Raw genomic sequence first — 17620 nt, 5'->3', positions numbered from 1 at the left:
CGCGACCATCACTGGTGTCAGAGCCGATGGTCAAAACCGTTTTGACCTTATCAACGACCAGCCAGCTGCGACGTATCAGGTGCGCAGCATAAAAAGCTGCTGACGAGCCAAACCAGTACCTGGCGGCCCGACAGCTGCTTTTGACGAGAGCACTTAGGCGACGTGCTCTGCTGCGCGCAGGCGCTTGTTTTCTTGCGCAAGGGCCAGTCCAATCAGTGCCAGGCCGATGGCAGCCCAGGCACCCAGGGTGACCCAGGGGGTGGCCAGGTCAGCGTGGGGGAAGTAGCTCAGGTCGCGCAGGAGTGTGGAGGATGCTCCCGGCGGGAGGTACTGGCCGATGGTGCCGAAGGGCGCGCGGATGAATTCCTTGGGCATAGTGGCCGATGAGATGGGGTTGGCCATGAAAAGGAACAGGATGGCGCCAACACCGATACCCGCCGGCCCGATCAGTCCGCGCAGGCCAACGATGACCGCGGTGATGGCACCGATGGACAGGGTAATGGCCAGCATGTTGGTCAGGGCATTGCCCTGCAGTACCCCGAAACCGGCCTGGAGGATCAGGTCGAGAACAATGCCTGCGCCCAGGGTGTACAAGATGACTGCGAGCCCACGACGGTGGGAGCCGTGGATGAGGAAGCTGATGAGCACAGCGCCGATCATGCCGCCCAAGACCAGCGGGAAGGATGCAGCAACCAGGCCGGTGCCGCGGGAATCCTCCGCACTCAGGGGCACCACGTCTTCCACCGCAACGGTGACTTTCGGCAGGGCTTGGGGCATGGTTCCCGCAGCAGCCATGGCGGGCACTTGCTGCAGGAAGCCGGCTTGAGCTTTGTCGGTCAGGGTGTCACTCATCTGCTGTGCCATTCCGGTGAGCATCTGCGCGACCTGGGGGTTGGCTGCCGATGAGACCAGCATGGTGGGCGCGGCGTTGTCATTAAAGACCAATGCTCCGTAGACGTCGCGGCGTTCAATAGCGGCGACGGCCGCTCCCCTATCGGCCTCTTCGTGCAGCACCATGGTGTGCCCACGGTCGTCGACCTGCTGTTGCATCGCGGCGATTTGTTGCTGGTTTCCCACCACCCCTACGGGAAGGTCTTCGACCTTTGCGGTCAGCGTGGGCCAGCTGAAGGCCAGCATGATGATGCCCACGATGAACGATGCGGCGATGGCGATGGTGATAGCGCGCTTGAGCGAGCTTGGTGGCTGGTGGGTCATGCGAAACCTCCAAAAGAAAACGAACGAACGTTCTTTATAAAACACCTGCGGTACACTAAGGTCAAATTAGAACAATCATTCTCTTTCGCAGATACCCCTCAACAGCCCGCCCCAAACACACCCCTAGCTGCACAAAACCTTAAACACACCATGCCCAAAGTCAGTGAAGAACACCGCAACGCACGCCGCGAAACCATCACCCAAGCCGCACTGTCCTGCTTCCAGCAATACGGCTACGACGGAACCTCCATGTCGCAGATCATCAAAGCCTCCGGCCTGTCCGCCGGCGCGATCTACTCTTACTTCCCCTCCAAAGCAGACATCTTCCAAGCCGTCACAGAATCCATCATCGCCTCCCGCCAACAAGGCCTCGCCCCCCTAACAAGCGGCGACATCAAAACCCCAGCAGACATCATGCGCTCACTTCTCGAAGCACTCGACACTGGAGCCGCAGCCCCCTCCCTCGTACAGCTATGGAGCCAAGCCGTCGTCGACGACAACATCCGCCCCATCGTCGACCGCTTCATCGACGACCTCGCCGACATCGTCTCCGAAGCCCTCGAACGCTGGGCCCAGCACACCAACCAGACCACACCAACATCCCCCACATGGGCCACCGACAGCGCCGCACTATTCACCGGCGCCGCCCAAGGCTTCATCCTGCGCAAAGCCATCCAAGAAAACTTCGATACTGTCAGCTACATCAACACCGCCAGCACATGGGCCGAAAAAGCCAACGCCCTACCCCAGCACTAAAAAAGGACCCAGGAAAACCTGGGTCCACGGCACGAAGGCCTACGACTGGTTGCGTTTGAGCTCGTGCTCCAAAGTCTCCAGCTCGCCACCGCCAGCCATCTGCTGAGTCAACTCCTCAAGAGTCACCTCAGAACGCGGCGCGTTAAGCACCTGGCGACCAAGCTTCAAAATGCTGAACTGGTCACCCACCAAGTGCGCGTGGTGCGGATTGTGCGTAATGAGCACCACAGCGATACCACGCTCGCGGGCCTCGTTGACGAACTTCAGCACCATGCCAGACTGCTTCACGCCCAGCGCCGCCGTCGGCTCATCCAAAATGACCACGCGGGCACCGAAGTAAATCGCGCGCGAAATCGCAACCACCTGGCGCTGGCCACCAGATAGGTGCCGGATCTGAACATCAATATCCGGAATATCAATACCTAAGCCACCGAGCTGCTTGCGGCAAATCTCGCGCATCTCATTGATCTTCAACCGGCCAAACGGCTGGCTAACCATCTCCTGCCCCAGGAAGAAGTTACGCCACACCGGCATCGTCGGAACGACAGCCAAATCCTGATACACGGTGGCGATACCCGCCTTCAGCGCATCGGCCGGATCCTTAAACACCTGTGCCTTGCCATCCACCAGCACCTCGCCGCGGGTCGCCCGGTGCAGGCCAGACAGGATCTTGATCAACGTGGACTTACCCGCACCATTGTCACCCAAGATGCAGGTGACAGTTCCGGGATAGATCTCCAAGTTGATATCACTCAGCGCATCAAAATGGCCATAGGACTTATCCACGCCCCGCAAAGAAACAATCGGAGCAGCGTTCGTCGAAGTATTCTCACTCATGGTTATCGCTTCTCCGTCACTGCGGCGACCGCATTATTAGTGAGCACCGCGAACAGCAACATCGCGCCCAGGAAGAACTTGAACCAGTCCGGGTTCCAGCCCGCATAGACGATGCCCTGGTTGGTCATGCCGAAAATCAAAGCACCGATAGCGGTACCCACGGCCGTGCCCTTACCGCCGGTCAGCGCACAACCACCAATGACGGCGGCAATGATGTACAAGAACTCGTTACCCACGCCCTGGCCCGCCTGAATGGAATCGAAGGCGAACAGGTTGTGCATACCAACGAACCAGGCGGCGAAACCGACGAACATGAACAGGTAAATCTTGACCCGTCGCACCGGGACACCCACCGCATGTGCGGCGTCCTTATCGCCACCGACGGCGAACACCCAGTTACCGAAACGAGTCTTGTACAACACGAAGCTGGCGATCGCCACGAACAGCAGCCACCACAAAATAGTGACCTTGATGTTGACCCCGCCCACGCTGAAAGACGACGCAAACACTTTCCGGGCAGGCTCAAAACCAGCCATATCCGCAATGGTGGGAGTCGCCACCGTGCCGGCGACCATCTTGGTAATCGCCAGGTTCAAACCCTGCAGCGACAAAAACGCCGACAAAGTGATCAGGAAGCTCGGAATACCTGTGCGGGTAACCAGGAAACCATTGAAGGCACCGATGCCCAAGGCCAGTACCAACGACAGGAATACGCCAACCCAGGAATTGAAGTGGCCGTTGTAGTTGATCATGGACGCCGCCAGCGCCGTGGTGGTCACAGCGACACCGCTGGACAGGTCGAACTCGTCGCCAATCATCAGCATGCCCACGGCCAGAGCCATGATGCCCATGGTGGACGATGCGTACAGGACTGTCGCCATGGCGTCCATGGTCCTAAACGGCGGTGCGACGATCATGAACAGGATGAAGATGAGCACGGCACCGAGGAAAGAAGCCAACTCCGGGCGGCGCACAATGCGCCCCCACATGGTGCGTTCCTTCGCGCGGCCATCTTTCGTTACGGGAGCAACCGGGGCGGAATCCGGTGCTGTTGCGCGAGATGCGCTCATCGCAAACCTTCCTTGGCGGCATCAGCAATCTTGTCAACGTTGCCGGCGTCCACAAAAGCAGGACCGGTGTACACCGGGCGGCCACCACCGATGGTGGAGCCGTTGCGCATCGCCAGCCACAGCGCATCAACCGCCATATAACCCTGCACATAAGGCTGCTGGTCAACCGCGAACTGGATGCGACCATCCTTAATAGCGGTCACCAGCTCAGCATTGGTATCAAAGGTCGCAACCTTCGCTTGAGAACCTGCCTCACCAACGGACTTGGTCGCAGCCAAACCAACGGGCGCCACCAACGTCATCACGTAATCAATGGCGGGGTCCTGCGCCAGCTTCGCCTCAATCGTGGCGGTCACGCTGGTCAGCTCCTGACCATTGACGTACAAAATTTCAGTGTCGGCCTTCGCGCCGTCCTTCACACCTGCGCAACGCGCCTCCTGGGAGGAGTTGCCCTGCTCGTGGATGACACAAAGAACCTTCTTCGCGCCTTCTTCATGCAGGCGCTCACCGGCGAGCGTGCCAGCGACCTTTTCATCCTGACCGAAAAAGCCGGTCAAACCATAGGTCTCGTAATCATTCATGCCGGCGTTCAGACCCACCACGGGGATACCCGCATCCACCGCATTTTTCGCCGCCGGGCCAATCGCCTGAGCATTCGGCAGGGTCACGGCAATACCGTCAACGTGCGCGTCAATGGCGGACTGCACCAGGTTTGCCTGATTCGGGGCCTGCGGGTCGGAGGAATAACGCAGCTCAATATTGTCTTTCTTGGCTGCATCTTCCGCTCCCTTGCGGACCAAATCCCAGAAAGTATCGCCCGGGGCACCATGGCTGACCATCGCCACAACGGCGCGATCGGTATCAACCCCACCGCCGGCACTGCTACCGGAGGTACCGGCGACCGGTGCGCCACCAGTGGGGGAACACACAGAGCAACCAGCGAGGGTTGCCGCGGCGACAAGGGCAAAAGCTGCGCCAAGACCGCGCCTGATGCGGGCGATGGGAGTGGGATGAGTCGTATCAGTCACGCTCATTGATTCAACGCACCGGCAACCAAAAGGTCAAGGCCATTGGATGCCGCCAACAATCGCTTTATGCGATTATCCTGCTATTTCCCATGCAGAAATCGATCTTGTACGGAAAGGGAAACTACCCCCATTTAGGTGAAACCTGCAGGCAGAAGGAAAAACAAGGCTTCGCAACAAAGTGTGACCCCGACTGCCCAAGGCTACCCCGAGTCACGTCGCACACCCCCTCACACAAACCGACAGCCCGCAACCAATTGGCTACGGGCTGTGGGGGCTGCTTGTAGGGCACGGGGTGCACCAACGTTATTCGTGACGCAGCGCCTCGATGGGGTCCATCTTTGCGGCCTTGTTTGCCGGGTAGAACCCGAAGAACAAACCAATCGCAAGAGAAAAGCCCAGAGAGAACAGCACGCCCGTTATAGGCGGCCACACCATATGCCCCATGAGTTTGGCGCCGACCATTCCGACCCCGCCGCCCAGCAGCACACCGATGATGCCGCCCAACAAGCAAACCATCATCGCCTCAATCACGAACTGCAGACGAATGGCACCACGGGTAGCACCCAGTGCCTTGCGGATACCGATCTCGCGGGTGCGCTCAGTCACTGTCACCAGCATGATGTTCATGATGCCGATGCCACCGACCAACAGGGAGATACCTGCGATCGAGGAGATCACCATGGAGATCGCGCCCAGCACCTTGGTGAAGCTCTCCAACTGCTTGGAGAAGTCAGTGATCTTCACCCGGGCTGCTTCATCGTCCGCCCAGTGCTTGTCGAGCCAGCCCTGAATCTGCTTGATCAGAACTTCCTTGTCCTCACCCGACTTCGGGCGGATAGACACGGTGCCAAACACCAGCGGCTGATCATTCATCTCAGCGGCCGTGGTGTAGGGAATCACCAGGTTCAGGTTCGCGAAACCATCCAACACGATCGATTCAGGCTTCTTCTGTACACCGATGATCTGGAAGTCGAAATCGCCCGATTCAGTTTCCACCTGCACCGACTTACCCAACGCGGATGCAGGATCCCCGTTGAACATCTTGTCGACCAAGGCGTAGTTGGCGACCGCCACCATGGCGTTGCTTTCCACTTCTTGTTCGGTGTAGCCACGACCGTAGGCGATGTCGTCGCCGTTCATCCGCAGGCCGTCGGTGTTATAGCTTTCCAGGTAGACCGTGGAGGCTTTGCCTTCCGGAACATCGTTGTCGTCCAGTCGGGTCACCTGCGAGGGGACGTAACCATCGCCGCTAATGGAGATACCGGCCAGACGATCGCCGTAGGCTTCGCGTAACTGCTCCACATCGTCCGGGGTGAACTTGGAATCGTCGTCGATGACGGCGCTGGCACCAAAGGCCTCAGCGGCGTCACCCACGCCTTCTTCTTCCTCACCACTGTTGTCGCGCGCCACGACCTGCAGCTGGAGATCTGTCGCACCGGCGCCCTCGAAGGCGCCCATGGTCTGCTTCTGCAAAGCAGAACCCAGGGTCAAAATCGCAATCACGGCCGCGATCCCAATGATGACGCCCAGCAGGGTCAGCAAAGATCGCATCTTGTTGTTGCGCAGGCTACCTCCGGCGAGGCTGAGCGCTTCCATGAAATTCATGGTGGTTCTACCTCACTTTCCTTGGGCTGCGAGCATCGCGTCGACTGCGGGGATAGTTGCACCGTCCACTTGGCCGTCACTCATGGTCACGACGCGGGAGGTTTCTTCCGCGAGTTCTGCGTTGTGGGTAATAAACAAGATGGTGCGCCCGTGTTCGGTGTTGAGATTGTGGAACAGGTCCATCACCATGCGTCCTGTGGCCGAGTCCAGCGCACCGGTGGGCTCATCGGCGAGGATGAGTTTCGGTTCGTTGGCCAGTGCGCGAGCAATCGCCACGCGCTGCTTCTGGCCGCCGGAAAGTTCGCTTGGTTTGTGGTTTCGACGTTCCGCCATCCCGACCATGTCGAGGAGTTCCTCGGCGCGCTGTTTGCGCTCTCGGGCGCTGATGCCGGCGTACATCATGGGCATCTCCACGTTTTTCATGGCGTCGATGCGACCAATCAGGTTGAAGTTCTGGAAGACGAATCCGATCTGCTGGCTGCGGTAGTGCGCCAGCGCATCATCATCGGCACGCAGGATATTGCGGCGGTCGAAGAAGTAGATGCCTTCATTGGGCCTGTCCAGCAGGCCAATGATGTTCATCAGTGTGGATTTGCCGCAGCCAGAAGCACCGACGATGGAGACGAACTCCCCTTCTGCAACGTCGAGATCCACGCCCGGGAGCACCACGATTTCAGCCTCGGTGCCGGGGTTGTAGGTTTTGCGGATCCCTCGCATGTGGACCAGGGGTAGTTCGAGTTCGGACTCGGGCGGCATGATGCCTCTGATACCCATTAGGACGCGTCCTTAGTCGGGGCTTCGCTAGCCTTTTCATCCTGCTGGAGGGTGACCTGCTTGCCGACGAGCTGTTCGCCTCGGGTTTTCTGGGTGATGACGGCGTCACCGGGCTTGACTCCCTTGGTGATGGTGACTTCGTAGTCGGTGCCTTCGCCGAGCTGCACGTCTACCGCTTCGACGGTGTACACGTCACCGTTTTTGCGGGCGACATACAGCTTCTGCTTGCCGTTTTCTTCAACGACTGCTTCCCGCGGTACGGACAGTGCCTGCGGAATCTTGAAGGTGACGATCTTGATTTTGGCATTGGAGCCGAGTCGCAGGCCTTCGCGTTTGCCGGTGACGGCGATTTCGACGGGGAAGGTGGCTTTCTTGTTGCCGCTGGCGTTGCTACCGGCGGAAGATGCACCGTCGGCAGCTGCCGGGGCGAGGTCTGCGGCCACTGGGGACACCACCTTCACGGTGCCGGTAAATTCTTTCTTACCGGTAGCCGGGGTGGTGAAGGTGACTTCCTGACCGACTTTGATCTTGTCGATGTCGTTTTCTTTGACCTCAGTGCGCAGGATCAGTTGGGAATCGTCGGCGATGGTGACCAAGGAGCCGGTGGCGGGTTTGCCTTGCTCTGCAACCACGGCGGTCACCACACCGGCAAAGGGCGCATTCACGATCGCGTTGTTGATGTCCGCGCGCAACTGCTCCATTCCCTGGCCAGTTGCCGAGCGGCTGATGTTGGCATCGCGTTCCGCGCGGGTCACTGCATCGTTGGCGGTTTGCAGCTGCTGGTTAACGGCTAGTTGGGCTGCGTTCAGCGCGGTCGCGGCGTCTTTTTTCGCCTCGAAGGCCTGTGCGACCTGGCGCTGGGAGTCGGCCAATTCCTTGGAGACGGTTCCCAACGCATCGTTGTAGGCGGCCTGCTGTTGATTCAAGGCGTTGAGCGCAGAATCGAAGTTGTTCATGGAGTCCAGGGTGTTCAGCGCGTCGTTGGCGGGAACTACCGGGCTGGCTGGGTTGGGCACGCTGGGGTCGATGGCTTGGATCGCGGTGTCCGTTGCCCCGACGGTAGTACGGGCCACCCCCAGTGCTGCGCCCAGCAGCCCGTTGCGAGCCTGCTGGATGGCGTTGGCTTGGGCGACGAGTTGTTCGTTTCGTCCTGCGGCGGTGCGGTTCTTCTTAAATTCGAAGTCGGCCTGCGCCGCCTGGTAGGCCTCATCGGCGGCGCGCAGCGCGTTTTGTGCCCCATTGAGCTGATCGTTGAGCCCCTGGTCGATCTGTTGCTGGAGCTGGTTGCGCTGGCGCTGGGCATCCTCTACTGCGGCGAGTGAGGTCGCCATGGACTGGGCGTCTTGTGCGAGTTTGGCCTGCAGATCGTTTTCCAGGTTGGACACATCGATGCGGGCAATTTCCTGGCCGACATTGACTCGTTCGCCGACCTTGACGTTGAGCGCCTCGACGGGGCCTGTCAGGTGGGTGAATAGGGTGATGTTTCGGCCGGCCTCGACGGTGCCGTTGACGGGAACACGGGTGGTGACATCCTGTTTATCCATCATTTGGTAGTCGGCGGCGTTCAAGGCGACCACATCGTCGGATCCGAAGACCATCCGATAAGCGCTGAAGCCTCCGAGTGCCAGCGCAGCGACGACGGCAAGAGCAATCAGGGTGATGATGACGCCCTTCTTTTTCCCCTTGCGTCCTGATTGCTCAGGCGCTGGCATGTGTGAGGCGTTCTCGGTCATGGCGGGTCCTTGTACTAGTTACTACTTCCATGGTGACGGTAACGACGAGCCAGCGCACACAGGTGCGAATCTGGATAGCAACAGCCACGACAACAGCTCAAAAATTCCGCGAGCGTGTCGGGCGCACCGTCGGTGACTAAGATTGACCGTATAAGTTTCCAACAGTCCTTTCAACCCCTAAGGGAATCCCCCACCCCTGCCAAAAAAGCAGCACAGCAACTATTTTCTTAAACCGCCCACCAGCCGAACGGCGCAGACCCCATTCATGCAGTCAATACTCATAGGCTGCCGGTGGCCGTGACGCTCGGGGGCGCGTTACTCACTCCGCTTGCCCACACCCGCTAGCTACCCCCGCCGATTTTTTCCAACCGCCAACACCAAGCCTGTGGTGGTTTTCCCCGATGGGGACCTACACGCGCTTGGATGATCGCCGTCGTAGAGCGCGCAAAAAGCCTCGCCGGAGGCTAAACCGAACGCAAAGCACCCCGCTATCTTCCACCGTGAGGCGGGATAGCGGGGTGCTTGTTGGGTAGTGGAAAGACTACCTGTGAAGTTGTACCAGGCGTGGCCCCTGTATCGGAGCCTGCGCCAAGTATTTACTTCTTGAAGGGGAAGCCCAGCTCGCGGAGCAGGGCACGGCCTTCATCGTCGTTGGTGGCGGTGGTGACGACGGTGATGTCCATACCGCGGGGACGATCGACCTTGTCCACGTCAATTTCGTAGAACATGGTCTGCTCGGTCAGGCCGAAGGTGTAGTTGCCGTGGCCGTCGAACTGCTGGTCGGACAGACCGCGGAAGTCACGAATACGGGGGAGAGCAACCGTCAGCAGACGGTCCAGGAACTCCCACATACGGTCGCCGCGCAGGGTAACGCGGGCACCGATCGGCATGCCTTCACGGAGCTTGAAGTTCGCGATGGACTTCTTAGCGCGACGCATCTGGGGCTTCTGACCGGTAATGAGGGTCAGGTCCTCGAGTGCGCCGTTGATGAGCTTGGAGTCACGAGCAGCGTCGCCGACACCCATGTTGACGACAACCTTGGTGACGCCGGGGATCTGCATGACGTTGGCGTAGCCGAACTCTTTGTTCAGGTTTGCGCGGATTTCCTCGCGGTAACGAGCCTTCAGGCGCGGAGTGTAGTTCTCGCTCATGATTAGATGTCCTTCCCGTTGCGGCGGGAGATGCGAACGCGCTTGCCGTTCTCATCCACGCGGTAGCCAACGCGGGTGGGGTTGCCGTCAGAATCCAGAACCATCACGTTGGAAACGTGGATGGGGGCTTCCTGGGTGACGATGCCACCGGACTCAGCGCCACGCTCGGGCGCGGAGTTAGCAACGTGCTTCTTGATGCGGTTGACGCCCTCAACGAGGACCTTCTCGGTCTTCGGGAAAGCCTGGATAACCTTGCCCTTGGCACCCTTGTCGGGGCCGGAGATGACGAGGACCATATCGCCCTTGTGAACCTTCATTAGATTACCTCCGGAGCCAGGGAAACGATCTTCATGAACTTCTTGTCACGAAGCTCACGAGCGACGGGGCCGAAAATACGGGTGCCCTTGGGCTCGTTGTCGTTCTTGATGATGACGGCTGCGTTCTCGTCGAAGCGGATGTAGGAGCCGTCAGCACGACGGGTTTCCTTCTTCGCGCGAACGACGACAGCCTTCACGATCTCGCCAGCCTTGACGTTGCCGCCCGGGGTGGCTTCCTTGACGGTGGCGACGATGACGTCACCGATACCAGCGAAGCGTCGGGTGGAGCCACCGAGAACGCGGATGCACAGAATCTCTCGTGCACCAGTGTTGTCGGCAACCCGCAGACGCGATTCCTGCTGAATCACTAGGGTCTCCTGACCTGGTTGTTGCGCGCGCCAGATTTCCGTCCTGGACACGCTCGGTCTTTTGCTTTCTCGTTGCGACCTCGAAGCATGAGCCGGATAAAAGTATTCGACTTCTTAAAACTTGCGAAGCTGTGCGACACCGCTGGTCGTGCATCGCGCGCCATAAAGGGCAGCGCAGACCAATGCCACACGAAGCAACCCGAGTATTCAACCACCTCCACCGGGCACGATGCAAACCCACAAGGATGAAGTAATTCATCTGCGCCAGCGCACCCCGGCACGAAAGCCCTCCCCCACCGCAACGAGCCCCTCATGCGAACCGACCCACCCGCAACCAAAAAGGTGCTGCCATTAGTCACAGCAACGGCATCACTCGCCATCAAATTCTTCATCGGACTCAACAGCGGCAAAAGCACCCTTACGCCCGGATCATTTTTAACCAGTGCACATGCCGGCACAAAGGCACGGTCAACTAAGAGCGGCAAACCCCTTCCAGGCTGTATATCAAGCACGCAACATCAACGATGAAATCCAGCAGCTACTCAACGAGGCAGAAAATAGAGCCACTGCCCTATTGGAAACCACCACGACGTTGCAGCATCCACATTGATCCCAGGCAGCAACACTGCATCCGCAATGCTTTCAAAAGTCACCTCTGGAACATGCCCCACATCACGTGATTGAAAGACCCCATGAGCTTGCATTCTTTAGAGAAACACCCCCGATAGACCACCCGGGCAAAAGCGGTAGCGCTACCTTCGTAGCCTTCATAGAATTGCATTATGTCGAACGAACAGAATTTTGATTTCAAACAGCAAATCGAGCAGTTGAAGCACAACGCAGCCAAGGGCAAGCTGCACCGCAGCACGAAAGATAAGTACCTTGCCGGCGTTTGCGGCGGCATTGCGGAAACCTACGATCTCGACCCAACCTGGGTGCGCATCGGCGTCGCTATCCTCGCCACGGTTTCTAACGCTGTTGGAGTGGCAGCATATGCGGCCGCCTGGTACTTCCTGCCACAGCGCGACGAAGCCTAACAACACCAACGGCGAGATGCCGCATCATTGCACCTCGCCGTGAGTTTTTCTGCGCAGCTATTACCGTGCCCGAATTCTTAAAGATTGTGGATCACTGGAGCTGCCGCTTCTTTGACTGGAACTGTGCCAGCTGACTGGCAGCTCGAACGATCACATTCATAACCTCGCGTTGAAACTGGCTCCATCTCAGCTCGTCGCCCATCGCCGGCATCGCCCATCGTTCCTGCAATCCTTGATTTGGAAGCGTTGCCACCGGCAGCCCACCACCAAAGACCGACCGTGCGGGTTTTCCAACTCCCCGACCTGCCGACTGCCCCTTCCAACCCAAAACCGGACATTTTGGCCTATTCCCTATTTTTGGGCGATGAACATCACAACCACCCCCGAAATGGTTCCCCATAAGCAAAAGACCAGGAAGACTTAGGGGTGGGCGGGGGTGCGAATTTCGTTTCGTGAGCAAACTCGCACCCGAATGGTCACCTTCCCATCAAAACGCCCCCTTATGGGGGCAAGGCCAAGGTGAAGATGTACGAACAATGCACATATGGTCACTGCCATGACTAAGAACGAATCAAACATTGACCGCATCATCCGCCTCGTCATCGCCATCGTTGCAGCTGTCGCCGCGTACTCCACCAGTGGCGCCCTGTCGATCGTGTTGTGGGTTGTTGCTGCCATCATGGCCGTCACCGCTGCCATCGGGTTCTGCCCCCTGTACCGCATCTTCGGTATGAACACCTGCAAGGTGAAGCACTAAAACCACCCACCCCGTTAAGGGGGTTTGCTGGCCGCCCGCCGACACTGTGACCGTGCCGGTGGGCGGCTACTTTTATGCCCTCATTCCCTCTTTCGGGAATCTTTCCTCAGCCCCGACTGGTGGTCGGCCTGTCCACGGTGGGTGCCTGGCGTGCGCGAGGAATCTTTTCACCGCCAAAACCCGCCGGGGGTTTTCGGGCACTAAGCTTTGAGCTTGTGGATCCGAAAAACCGACTGAATGAAGACGAAGCCCGCGTCAACCTCAACATCGACCGCGTGCGCGCCCGCCCTTTGCCTTTGAAAGATGACCATGTGACCTTGGCGCATGGTTCTGGCGGTAAGGCCTCCGCCGCGCTCGTCGAGCACGTCTTCATGGATGCTTACGGCAATGATGTCCTGTCGCAGGCGGGTGACTCTGGTGTCGTCGCCACCGCCGAGCTGGTGCAGGAGCACGGCACCCACCTGGCGATGTCCACCGATTCCTACGTGGTCAACCCGATTGAGTTCCCCGGTGGCAACATTGGCGAGCTCGCAATCAACGGCACCGTCAACGATCTCGCGATGGCCGGCGCGCAGCCGAAATTCCTCACCGCAGGATTCGTCCTCGAGGAGGGGCTTGCCGTGTCCACCCTGAAAACCATCGTTGCCAGCATGCGGGAGGCAGCGGACAAAGCTGGGGTGAAGATCATTGCCGGCGACACCAAGGTTGTTCCCCGTGGCGCTGCAGACAAACTTTTCATCACCACCGCCGGTGTCGGCGTCGTGCCCTCCAACCGCACCGTCGGTGCGGAGCAGGTGCGCGAAGGGGACGTGATCATCTTGTCCGGCCCCATTGCCGATCACGGGATGGCCGTCATGATGGCGCGTGGCGATCTTGCCATTCAGGCGCCAATCGAATCGGACACCCAAGCGGTCAACGGCATGGTCGAAGCACTGTTTACAGCCGCGCCCGATACCCGCTGGCTGCGCGACGCAACCCGTGGTGGCGTTGCCACCGTGTGCAACGAACTTGCTCGCGCGACCGCCAAGGCTGTCGTCTTGCAGGATGAAGGCATCAAGGTTCGTGAGCTCACCCGCGCAGCGTGCGACATTCTCGGCATTGACCCGCTGTATGTCGCAAACGAGGGCACCTTCCTCGCGGTGGTCCCCGCCGATCAGGCTCAGGCAGCGCTCGATGCGCTGCACACCAGTGGAGCACCAGAAGCCACCATCTGTGGACGCATTGATGCACAACCAGCTGCATCCGTCGTCCTGGTCACTGGTTTCGGCGGAACCCGCATGGTCGACATGCTCGTTGGCGATCCACTCCCCCGCATTTGTTAAAAAGCTAAAAGCAGCGCCGGCCCGTGATTTTTTCACAAGGGCCGGCGCTGTTGTTTTAGTTGTCCTCGAGTTCACTCAAGGCGTCTTCGAGCGCTTCTTCGTATTCTTCGACAGCTGCGTCATAGCCATCGCTGTACCCGTCGTCGTAGGTGTCCGAATAATCGGAGTCGCTTTCCGAATAGTCATCGGTGCCGGCGATGTCAGCACGCCCGTAGTCGTAAGCCATCTGGCATTGCGCCGTCCACACTCGAGTTCCGTCATCCAGCAGAGTCAGCCCCGGGTCGTACTGTCCGGGATGCTCAGCACCCAGGCAGGACACGATGGTTTTGCCCTGGAGTTCCGGTGGACCTTCAATTAGGTCGTTGCGGACCGGGAAGTGCTCCGGCACGAAGGTGTTTCCATCCGTGCCGCCATTTTGCGAGTGGGTGTCTTTCTTCGGCTCCGCGACTGCAGACGAGTTGGGTGCTGCTGCAGAAGTTGACGGGGTGCTCGACTGAGAACTGCGCGTCACCGTCACCACGGTGGTCGAAGGACCAGATTGTCCGCCGTTGCTGCAGCCCACCAGAACGATGGGGGCTGTGCATGCACCGACTGCCAACGCGCGGCGGATGACGCGGGGCAGGGTTTTTTCTGCGTTCACGCCGTTGAGTATCTCAGGTCTGCTGATTGCGCAATCACTTTGGTTCCCGCGGCAAAGGGGCTACAAGCCAAGTTCAATGCGGACGTCTTCCCACAGATCGTGCGGTGCCGAACCATCAGAGCGTGATTCGACTGCTATCGCAGCGCCCATCCACGCCACCACAGGGCGGGCAGCGTCGATCACTTTGAGCAGTCCTTTCGGGGATGCGAGGGTTTCGGTGGCTTCCAGGTAGGAGGGGTCTCCCCCGCTGTTGAGGTGGGTGATTGCGTTGCGCACGTGGACGACTTCGAGAAAGTCCGGCCAGTACGACAGGCGGATGGGGCCTGTTTCGTCCTGATAGGACTCCTCAAGGATCCGTTGGGCTTCCGCGGAGCGTCCGGGCCACCCGGCAAGGGCATCCATGAGCCCCATGAGGCGCACGAGGATGGCGCTGAGGTTCATTTCTGTGCGCTCGGTGTGGTGCTGTTCCACCAATTGCAGGGTATGCGTCACCAATTCGCCATAGGCTTTGGTCACCGTGTCATCGGGGTAGTCCAGCACGAATTTCACGATGGTGTCACCCAGCTCGGTGTGTGCTCTTTGCCCCAGGCTCCAGCCGATGATGGTGGGGTTCAGGCTCGGATCCCCTGCCGGGTCGACGCCATCTTCTCGCAGGGTTTCCTCAATGGCTGTGCGCAGTTGGCCTTGGAGTTTCTTGCTGGGGCGGCCGTGTGCGTGAATGGCCAGCACCCATGCGGCTAGCTCTGCATGCTCGACTGTGAGGTGTGCTGTGGCGTTCATGTCCGCGTGCAGCGCAAAGTAGGCGTCGGCCATTGCGTCGACGCCGGGGTGTTCGGGGTCGAGGTGCCGCAGGCGCTTGTTGGTTGCGCCTTTGAGGTCTCGGGTGCCGAGTTTTTTGTAGAGGTGTGCGTAGACGATCGCCGGAAATGTCACGGGAGTGTGGTCGGTGGTTTCTCGGGGTGTGGCTAGTGGCTGGCCCATAGCGCCTCCTCGAGGTGTGCGACAGCGTCGTGGGCGTTGGCGCGGTCCTCATCGTTGGCACCCATTGCCTGTTTCCGCACACCGGGTTCCTGGAGCGCGCCCGACCAGTCGCTGCCGTTCAATTGGGTGATTTTCCACCACGAGTGGGCGACATCGATCTGGTTGGCGGGGGTCTTTTTGAGGCGTTTGAAGGTCTGTTTGATGGTGGCGTCGATCTCCAGGGTGCCGGCGGCGACGGTGGGGATGGTGATGGCCCGCAGCAGTCGGGTGTTTCCGGCAACGCTTCCGGTGGGTGTTGCGCTGCGGGTGGCTGCGGTGATCAGTGCCCTGCCGGTGGGGGTGGTGATGAATGCCCAGGTGCGCAGGAGGAGAAACTTTGGCCCGCTTAGTGCGATGAAGTGTCGGGAGAAGTGCCGGCCAACGTCGCTTTTTTGGACGATGTAGGCGACCGGGTGCGCCCCGCCGCTGATCATGAGGTCGCCGGGGTGGACGGCGCCGGGGGTCATGGCGACCTGGTAGGCGGGCCCGGCATACACGTCGGCGGTGTCGTGCAGGCTGTGGGTGTCGGGGTCGATTTCTCGGGGAAGTACCACCGCCTGTCCTGGTCGCACGCTGCTGGTGGGGCGTTGTGCGGTCAGTGGAACGGGGTGGGTTTCGGGGTGCGGGTCCATCCTTTTGACCAGGTCGAACAGTTCCACGCTGGTGGCACCCCACTGGGGTTGTTGGTGGGTGTTATCCACGGTGTTGCCCCTTTTTGTCGATGTGTGCGAGCAGTTGGTTGATAAATGGGCTGTTGGGGTCGATGTCCGCGTCCGTGGGCTGGGCGAGGTGCGCCACGAAGGTTTGTCCCGGCGCGCCGCGGTCGATGACGAGGACTGTGTGGGTGGTGTCGTCGTTGTTGAGGGTGATGATGGCGTTGGTGTGCCAGCGTGTGGTGAGGGTTTGGCGTAGTTCGGCGTGTTTGTGGTCGGTGAGGATTGTGGGTGGGACGGCGATGACGGCGCGTCCGTTGGGGGCGAGGAGGTTGAGTGCGGTGTTGAGGTGGGTTTCGGTGCTGGCGGTGGTTGGGCTGGTGGGCAGTGTGGTGACGATGAGGTCTGCGGTGCCGGCGAGTGGGGTGGTGGAGTCTCCGGTGTTGTTTGCGTCGATGACGGTGATGGTGAGGTAGTCGCCGGCGAGTGGGGTGAGGATGTCGCGGGCTTGGGTGGCGAGTTCTGGGGTGTTTTCGATGGCGGTGGCGTGGGCGTGGTGGCCGATGGGTCCGCCTTTGCGTTCTTTGAGGAGGCGGACGAGGGTGGCGCCGGTGCCGGCGTTGGGGTCGATGATGGTGGTGGCGGTGTGGGCGTGGTTGCCGGCTGCGCGTGCGATGAGTTTGTTGAGTGTGGTGTTGGTGGTGTTGGTGGTGGGTGTGGTGTGTTGGGCGACGAGGGTGGGGATGACGCGGGTGGCGGTTTTGTCGCGTAGTCGGAGGGTTCCTCGGATGCCGGGGATGCCTTGTCGGGCGGCGTGGGTGAGTTCGCCTGCGAGTTCGGCGATGGCGCGGGGGTTGTCGGCGGGTGGGGTGTGGTGGTGGGCGATGAGGTCGGTGAGGACGTGGGTGGCCAGTGTTCGTGATCTGATGACACCGGTTTTGGTGGTGTGGTGTGTCCAGGCTGGTGGTTGTGGTGCTGGGGTGAGGGTGGTCAGTGCGGGGTTTGCGATCCACCACTGGTTTTTTTCGGCGGAGTATGCGGCGTGGCGGCGGGTGCCGAAGATGTCGCGGCCTTCGTCGAGGGCGGCCATGAGTGCTGCGGTGTTGGGGGTGGCATCAACGTCGGCGACGATGATGCCGGGTAGTTGGGTGCCGGTGGGGTCGGTTCCCCATCCGATGAGGCAGGTGATGCCGTTGGTGTTGTCCCAGCTGGTGACGGCGTCGAAGCCGACGTCGATGAGTTGGGTGGCTGCTGTGTCGGCGCCGTGGTGTCCGAATGGTGTGGGCCCCATGGGTGTCGTGGTCCCCTCGTCGCGGGTGGGTTATGTCTTGTCACCC

Annotated in this window: 18 protein-coding genes; 4 read left to right on the top strand and 14 right to left on the bottom strand. The window is 59.9% G+C overall.

The window, feature by feature from the left end:
- Positions 1-153: 153 nt before the first annotated feature.
- Complete coding sequence (locus CAQU_RS01915; RefSeq protein WP_075724750.1) at positions 154-1215, bottom strand: ABC transporter permease; 1062 nt, start codon at positions 1213-1215, stop codon at positions 154-156.
- 150 nt (positions 1216-1365) lie between these two features.
- On the opposite strand from CAQU_RS01915, the gene CAQU_RS01910 reads away from it, so the two are divergent.
- Positions 1366-1971, top strand: coding sequence for a TetR/AcrR family transcriptional regulator (locus CAQU_RS01910; RefSeq protein WP_075724748.1), 606 nt, complete (start codon positions 1366-1368; stop codon positions 1969-1971).
- Between the two features lie 39 nt (positions 1972-2010).
- Here the strand turns inward: CAQU_RS01910 and CAQU_RS01905 are convergent, their stop codons facing one another.
- The 9 genes from CAQU_RS01905 to rplN form a co-directional block, all read right to left on the bottom strand.
- A complete protein-coding gene (locus tag CAQU_RS01905) occupies positions 2011-2808 on the bottom strand; it encodes an ATP-binding cassette domain-containing protein (protein WP_075724746.1) in 798 nt (265 codons plus the stop codon).
- 2 nt (positions 2809-2810) lie between these two features.
- Positions 2811-3797 (bottom strand): ABC transporter permease, encoded by a 987-nt coding sequence (locus CAQU_RS01900; RefSeq protein ID WP_075728259.1) that lies wholly within the window; start codon positions 3795-3797, stop codon positions 2811-2813.
- Positions 3798-3874: 77 nt separating this feature from the next.
- Positions 3875-4912, bottom strand: a complete 1038-nt coding sequence (locus CAQU_RS01895) for a substrate-binding domain-containing protein (protein WP_084562675.1) — start codon at positions 4910-4912, stop codon at positions 3875-3877.
- 297 nt (positions 4913-5209) lie between these two features.
- Complete coding sequence (locus tag CAQU_RS01890) at positions 5210-6511, bottom strand: ABC transporter permease (RefSeq protein WP_075724744.1); 1302 nt, start codon at positions 6509-6511, stop codon at positions 5210-5212.
- 12 nt (positions 6512-6523) lie between these two features.
- Positions 6524-7228, bottom strand: coding sequence for an ABC transporter ATP-binding protein (locus CAQU_RS01885; RefSeq protein ID WP_075728257.1), 705 nt, complete (start codon positions 7226-7228; stop codon positions 6524-6526).
- Positions 7229-7284: 56 nt separating this feature from the next.
- The gene (locus tag CAQU_RS01880; protein WP_075724742.1) at positions 7285-9018 is read right to left on the bottom strand and encodes an efflux RND transporter periplasmic adaptor subunit; all 1734 of its coding nucleotides are present in this window, start codon (positions 9016-9018) and stop codon (positions 7285-7287) included.
- A gap of 596 nt (positions 9019-9614) precedes the next feature.
- Entirely contained in the window at positions 9615-10169 is a 555-nt protein-coding gene (gene rplE, locus CAQU_RS01875) for a 50S ribosomal protein L5 (RefSeq protein ID WP_075724740.1), read from the bottom strand.
- Between the two features lie 2 nt (positions 10170-10171).
- A complete protein-coding gene (rplX, locus tag CAQU_RS01870; protein ID WP_075724738.1) occupies positions 10172-10486 on the bottom strand; it encodes a 50S ribosomal protein L24 in 315 nt (104 codons plus the stop codon).
- Positions 10486-10854 (bottom strand): 50S ribosomal protein L14, encoded by a 369-nt coding sequence (gene rplN, locus CAQU_RS01865; RefSeq protein ID WP_075724736.1) that lies wholly within the window; start codon positions 10852-10854, stop codon positions 10486-10488. Before rplN ends, rplX begins: the two co-directional genes overlap by 1 nt.
- A 782-nt stretch (positions 10855-11636) precedes the next feature.
- Between rplN and CAQU_RS01860 the strand changes: the two genes are divergently transcribed.
- The 3 genes from CAQU_RS01860 (at position 11637) to hypE (ending at position 13970) form a co-directional block, all read left to right on the top strand.
- The gene (locus tag CAQU_RS01860) at positions 11637-11891 is read left to right on the top strand and encodes a PspC domain-containing protein (protein WP_084562673.1); all 255 of its coding nucleotides are present in this window, start codon (positions 11637-11639) and stop codon (positions 11889-11891) included.
- Positions 11892-12447: 556 nt separating this feature from the next.
- Entirely contained in the window at positions 12448-12648 is a 201-nt protein-coding gene (locus tag CAQU_RS01855) for a YgaP family membrane protein (RefSeq protein ID WP_075728253.1), read from the top strand.
- 215 nt (positions 12649-12863) lie between these two features.
- Positions 12864-13970: a hydrogenase expression/formation protein HypE gene (gene hypE, locus CAQU_RS01850; protein WP_075724734.1), complete on the top strand. Its 1107-nt coding sequence runs from the start codon at positions 12864-12866 to the stop codon at positions 13968-13970.
- 55 nt (positions 13971-14025) lie between these two features.
- Here the strand turns inward: hypE and CAQU_RS01845 are convergent, their stop codons facing one another.
- From CAQU_RS01845 to CAQU_RS01830, 4 genes are read right to left on the bottom strand one after another with little or no spacing between them, the layout of a single operon-like run.
- Positions 14026-14610: a hypothetical protein gene (locus tag CAQU_RS01845; RefSeq protein WP_075724732.1), complete on the bottom strand. Its 585-nt coding sequence runs from the start codon at positions 14608-14610 to the stop codon at positions 14026-14028.
- Between the two features lie 60 nt (positions 14611-14670).
- Positions 14671-15591, bottom strand: coding sequence for a hypothetical protein (locus tag CAQU_RS01840; RefSeq protein ID WP_075724730.1), 921 nt, complete (start codon positions 15589-15591; stop codon positions 14671-14673).
- Complete coding sequence (locus CAQU_RS01835) at positions 15576-16331, bottom strand: hypothetical protein (protein ID WP_075724728.1); 756 nt, start codon at positions 16329-16331, stop codon at positions 15576-15578. Before CAQU_RS01835 ends, CAQU_RS01840 begins: the two co-directional genes overlap by 16 nt.
- Complete coding sequence (locus CAQU_RS01830) at positions 16324-17574, bottom strand: TRM11 family methyltransferase (RefSeq protein WP_075724726.1); 1251 nt, start codon at positions 17572-17574, stop codon at positions 16324-16326. The genes CAQU_RS01835 and CAQU_RS01830 overlap by 8 nt, the downstream gene beginning before the upstream one ends.
- Positions 17575-17620: the final 46 nt, after the last annotated feature.

It is taken from the genome of Corynebacterium aquilae DSM 44791, from assembly GCF_001941445.1.
Classification (GTDB): Bacteria; Actinomycetota; Actinomycetes; order Mycobacteriales; family Mycobacteriaceae; genus Corynebacterium; species Corynebacterium aquilae.
This window is presented reverse-complemented; position numbering and strand designations above follow the sequence as displayed.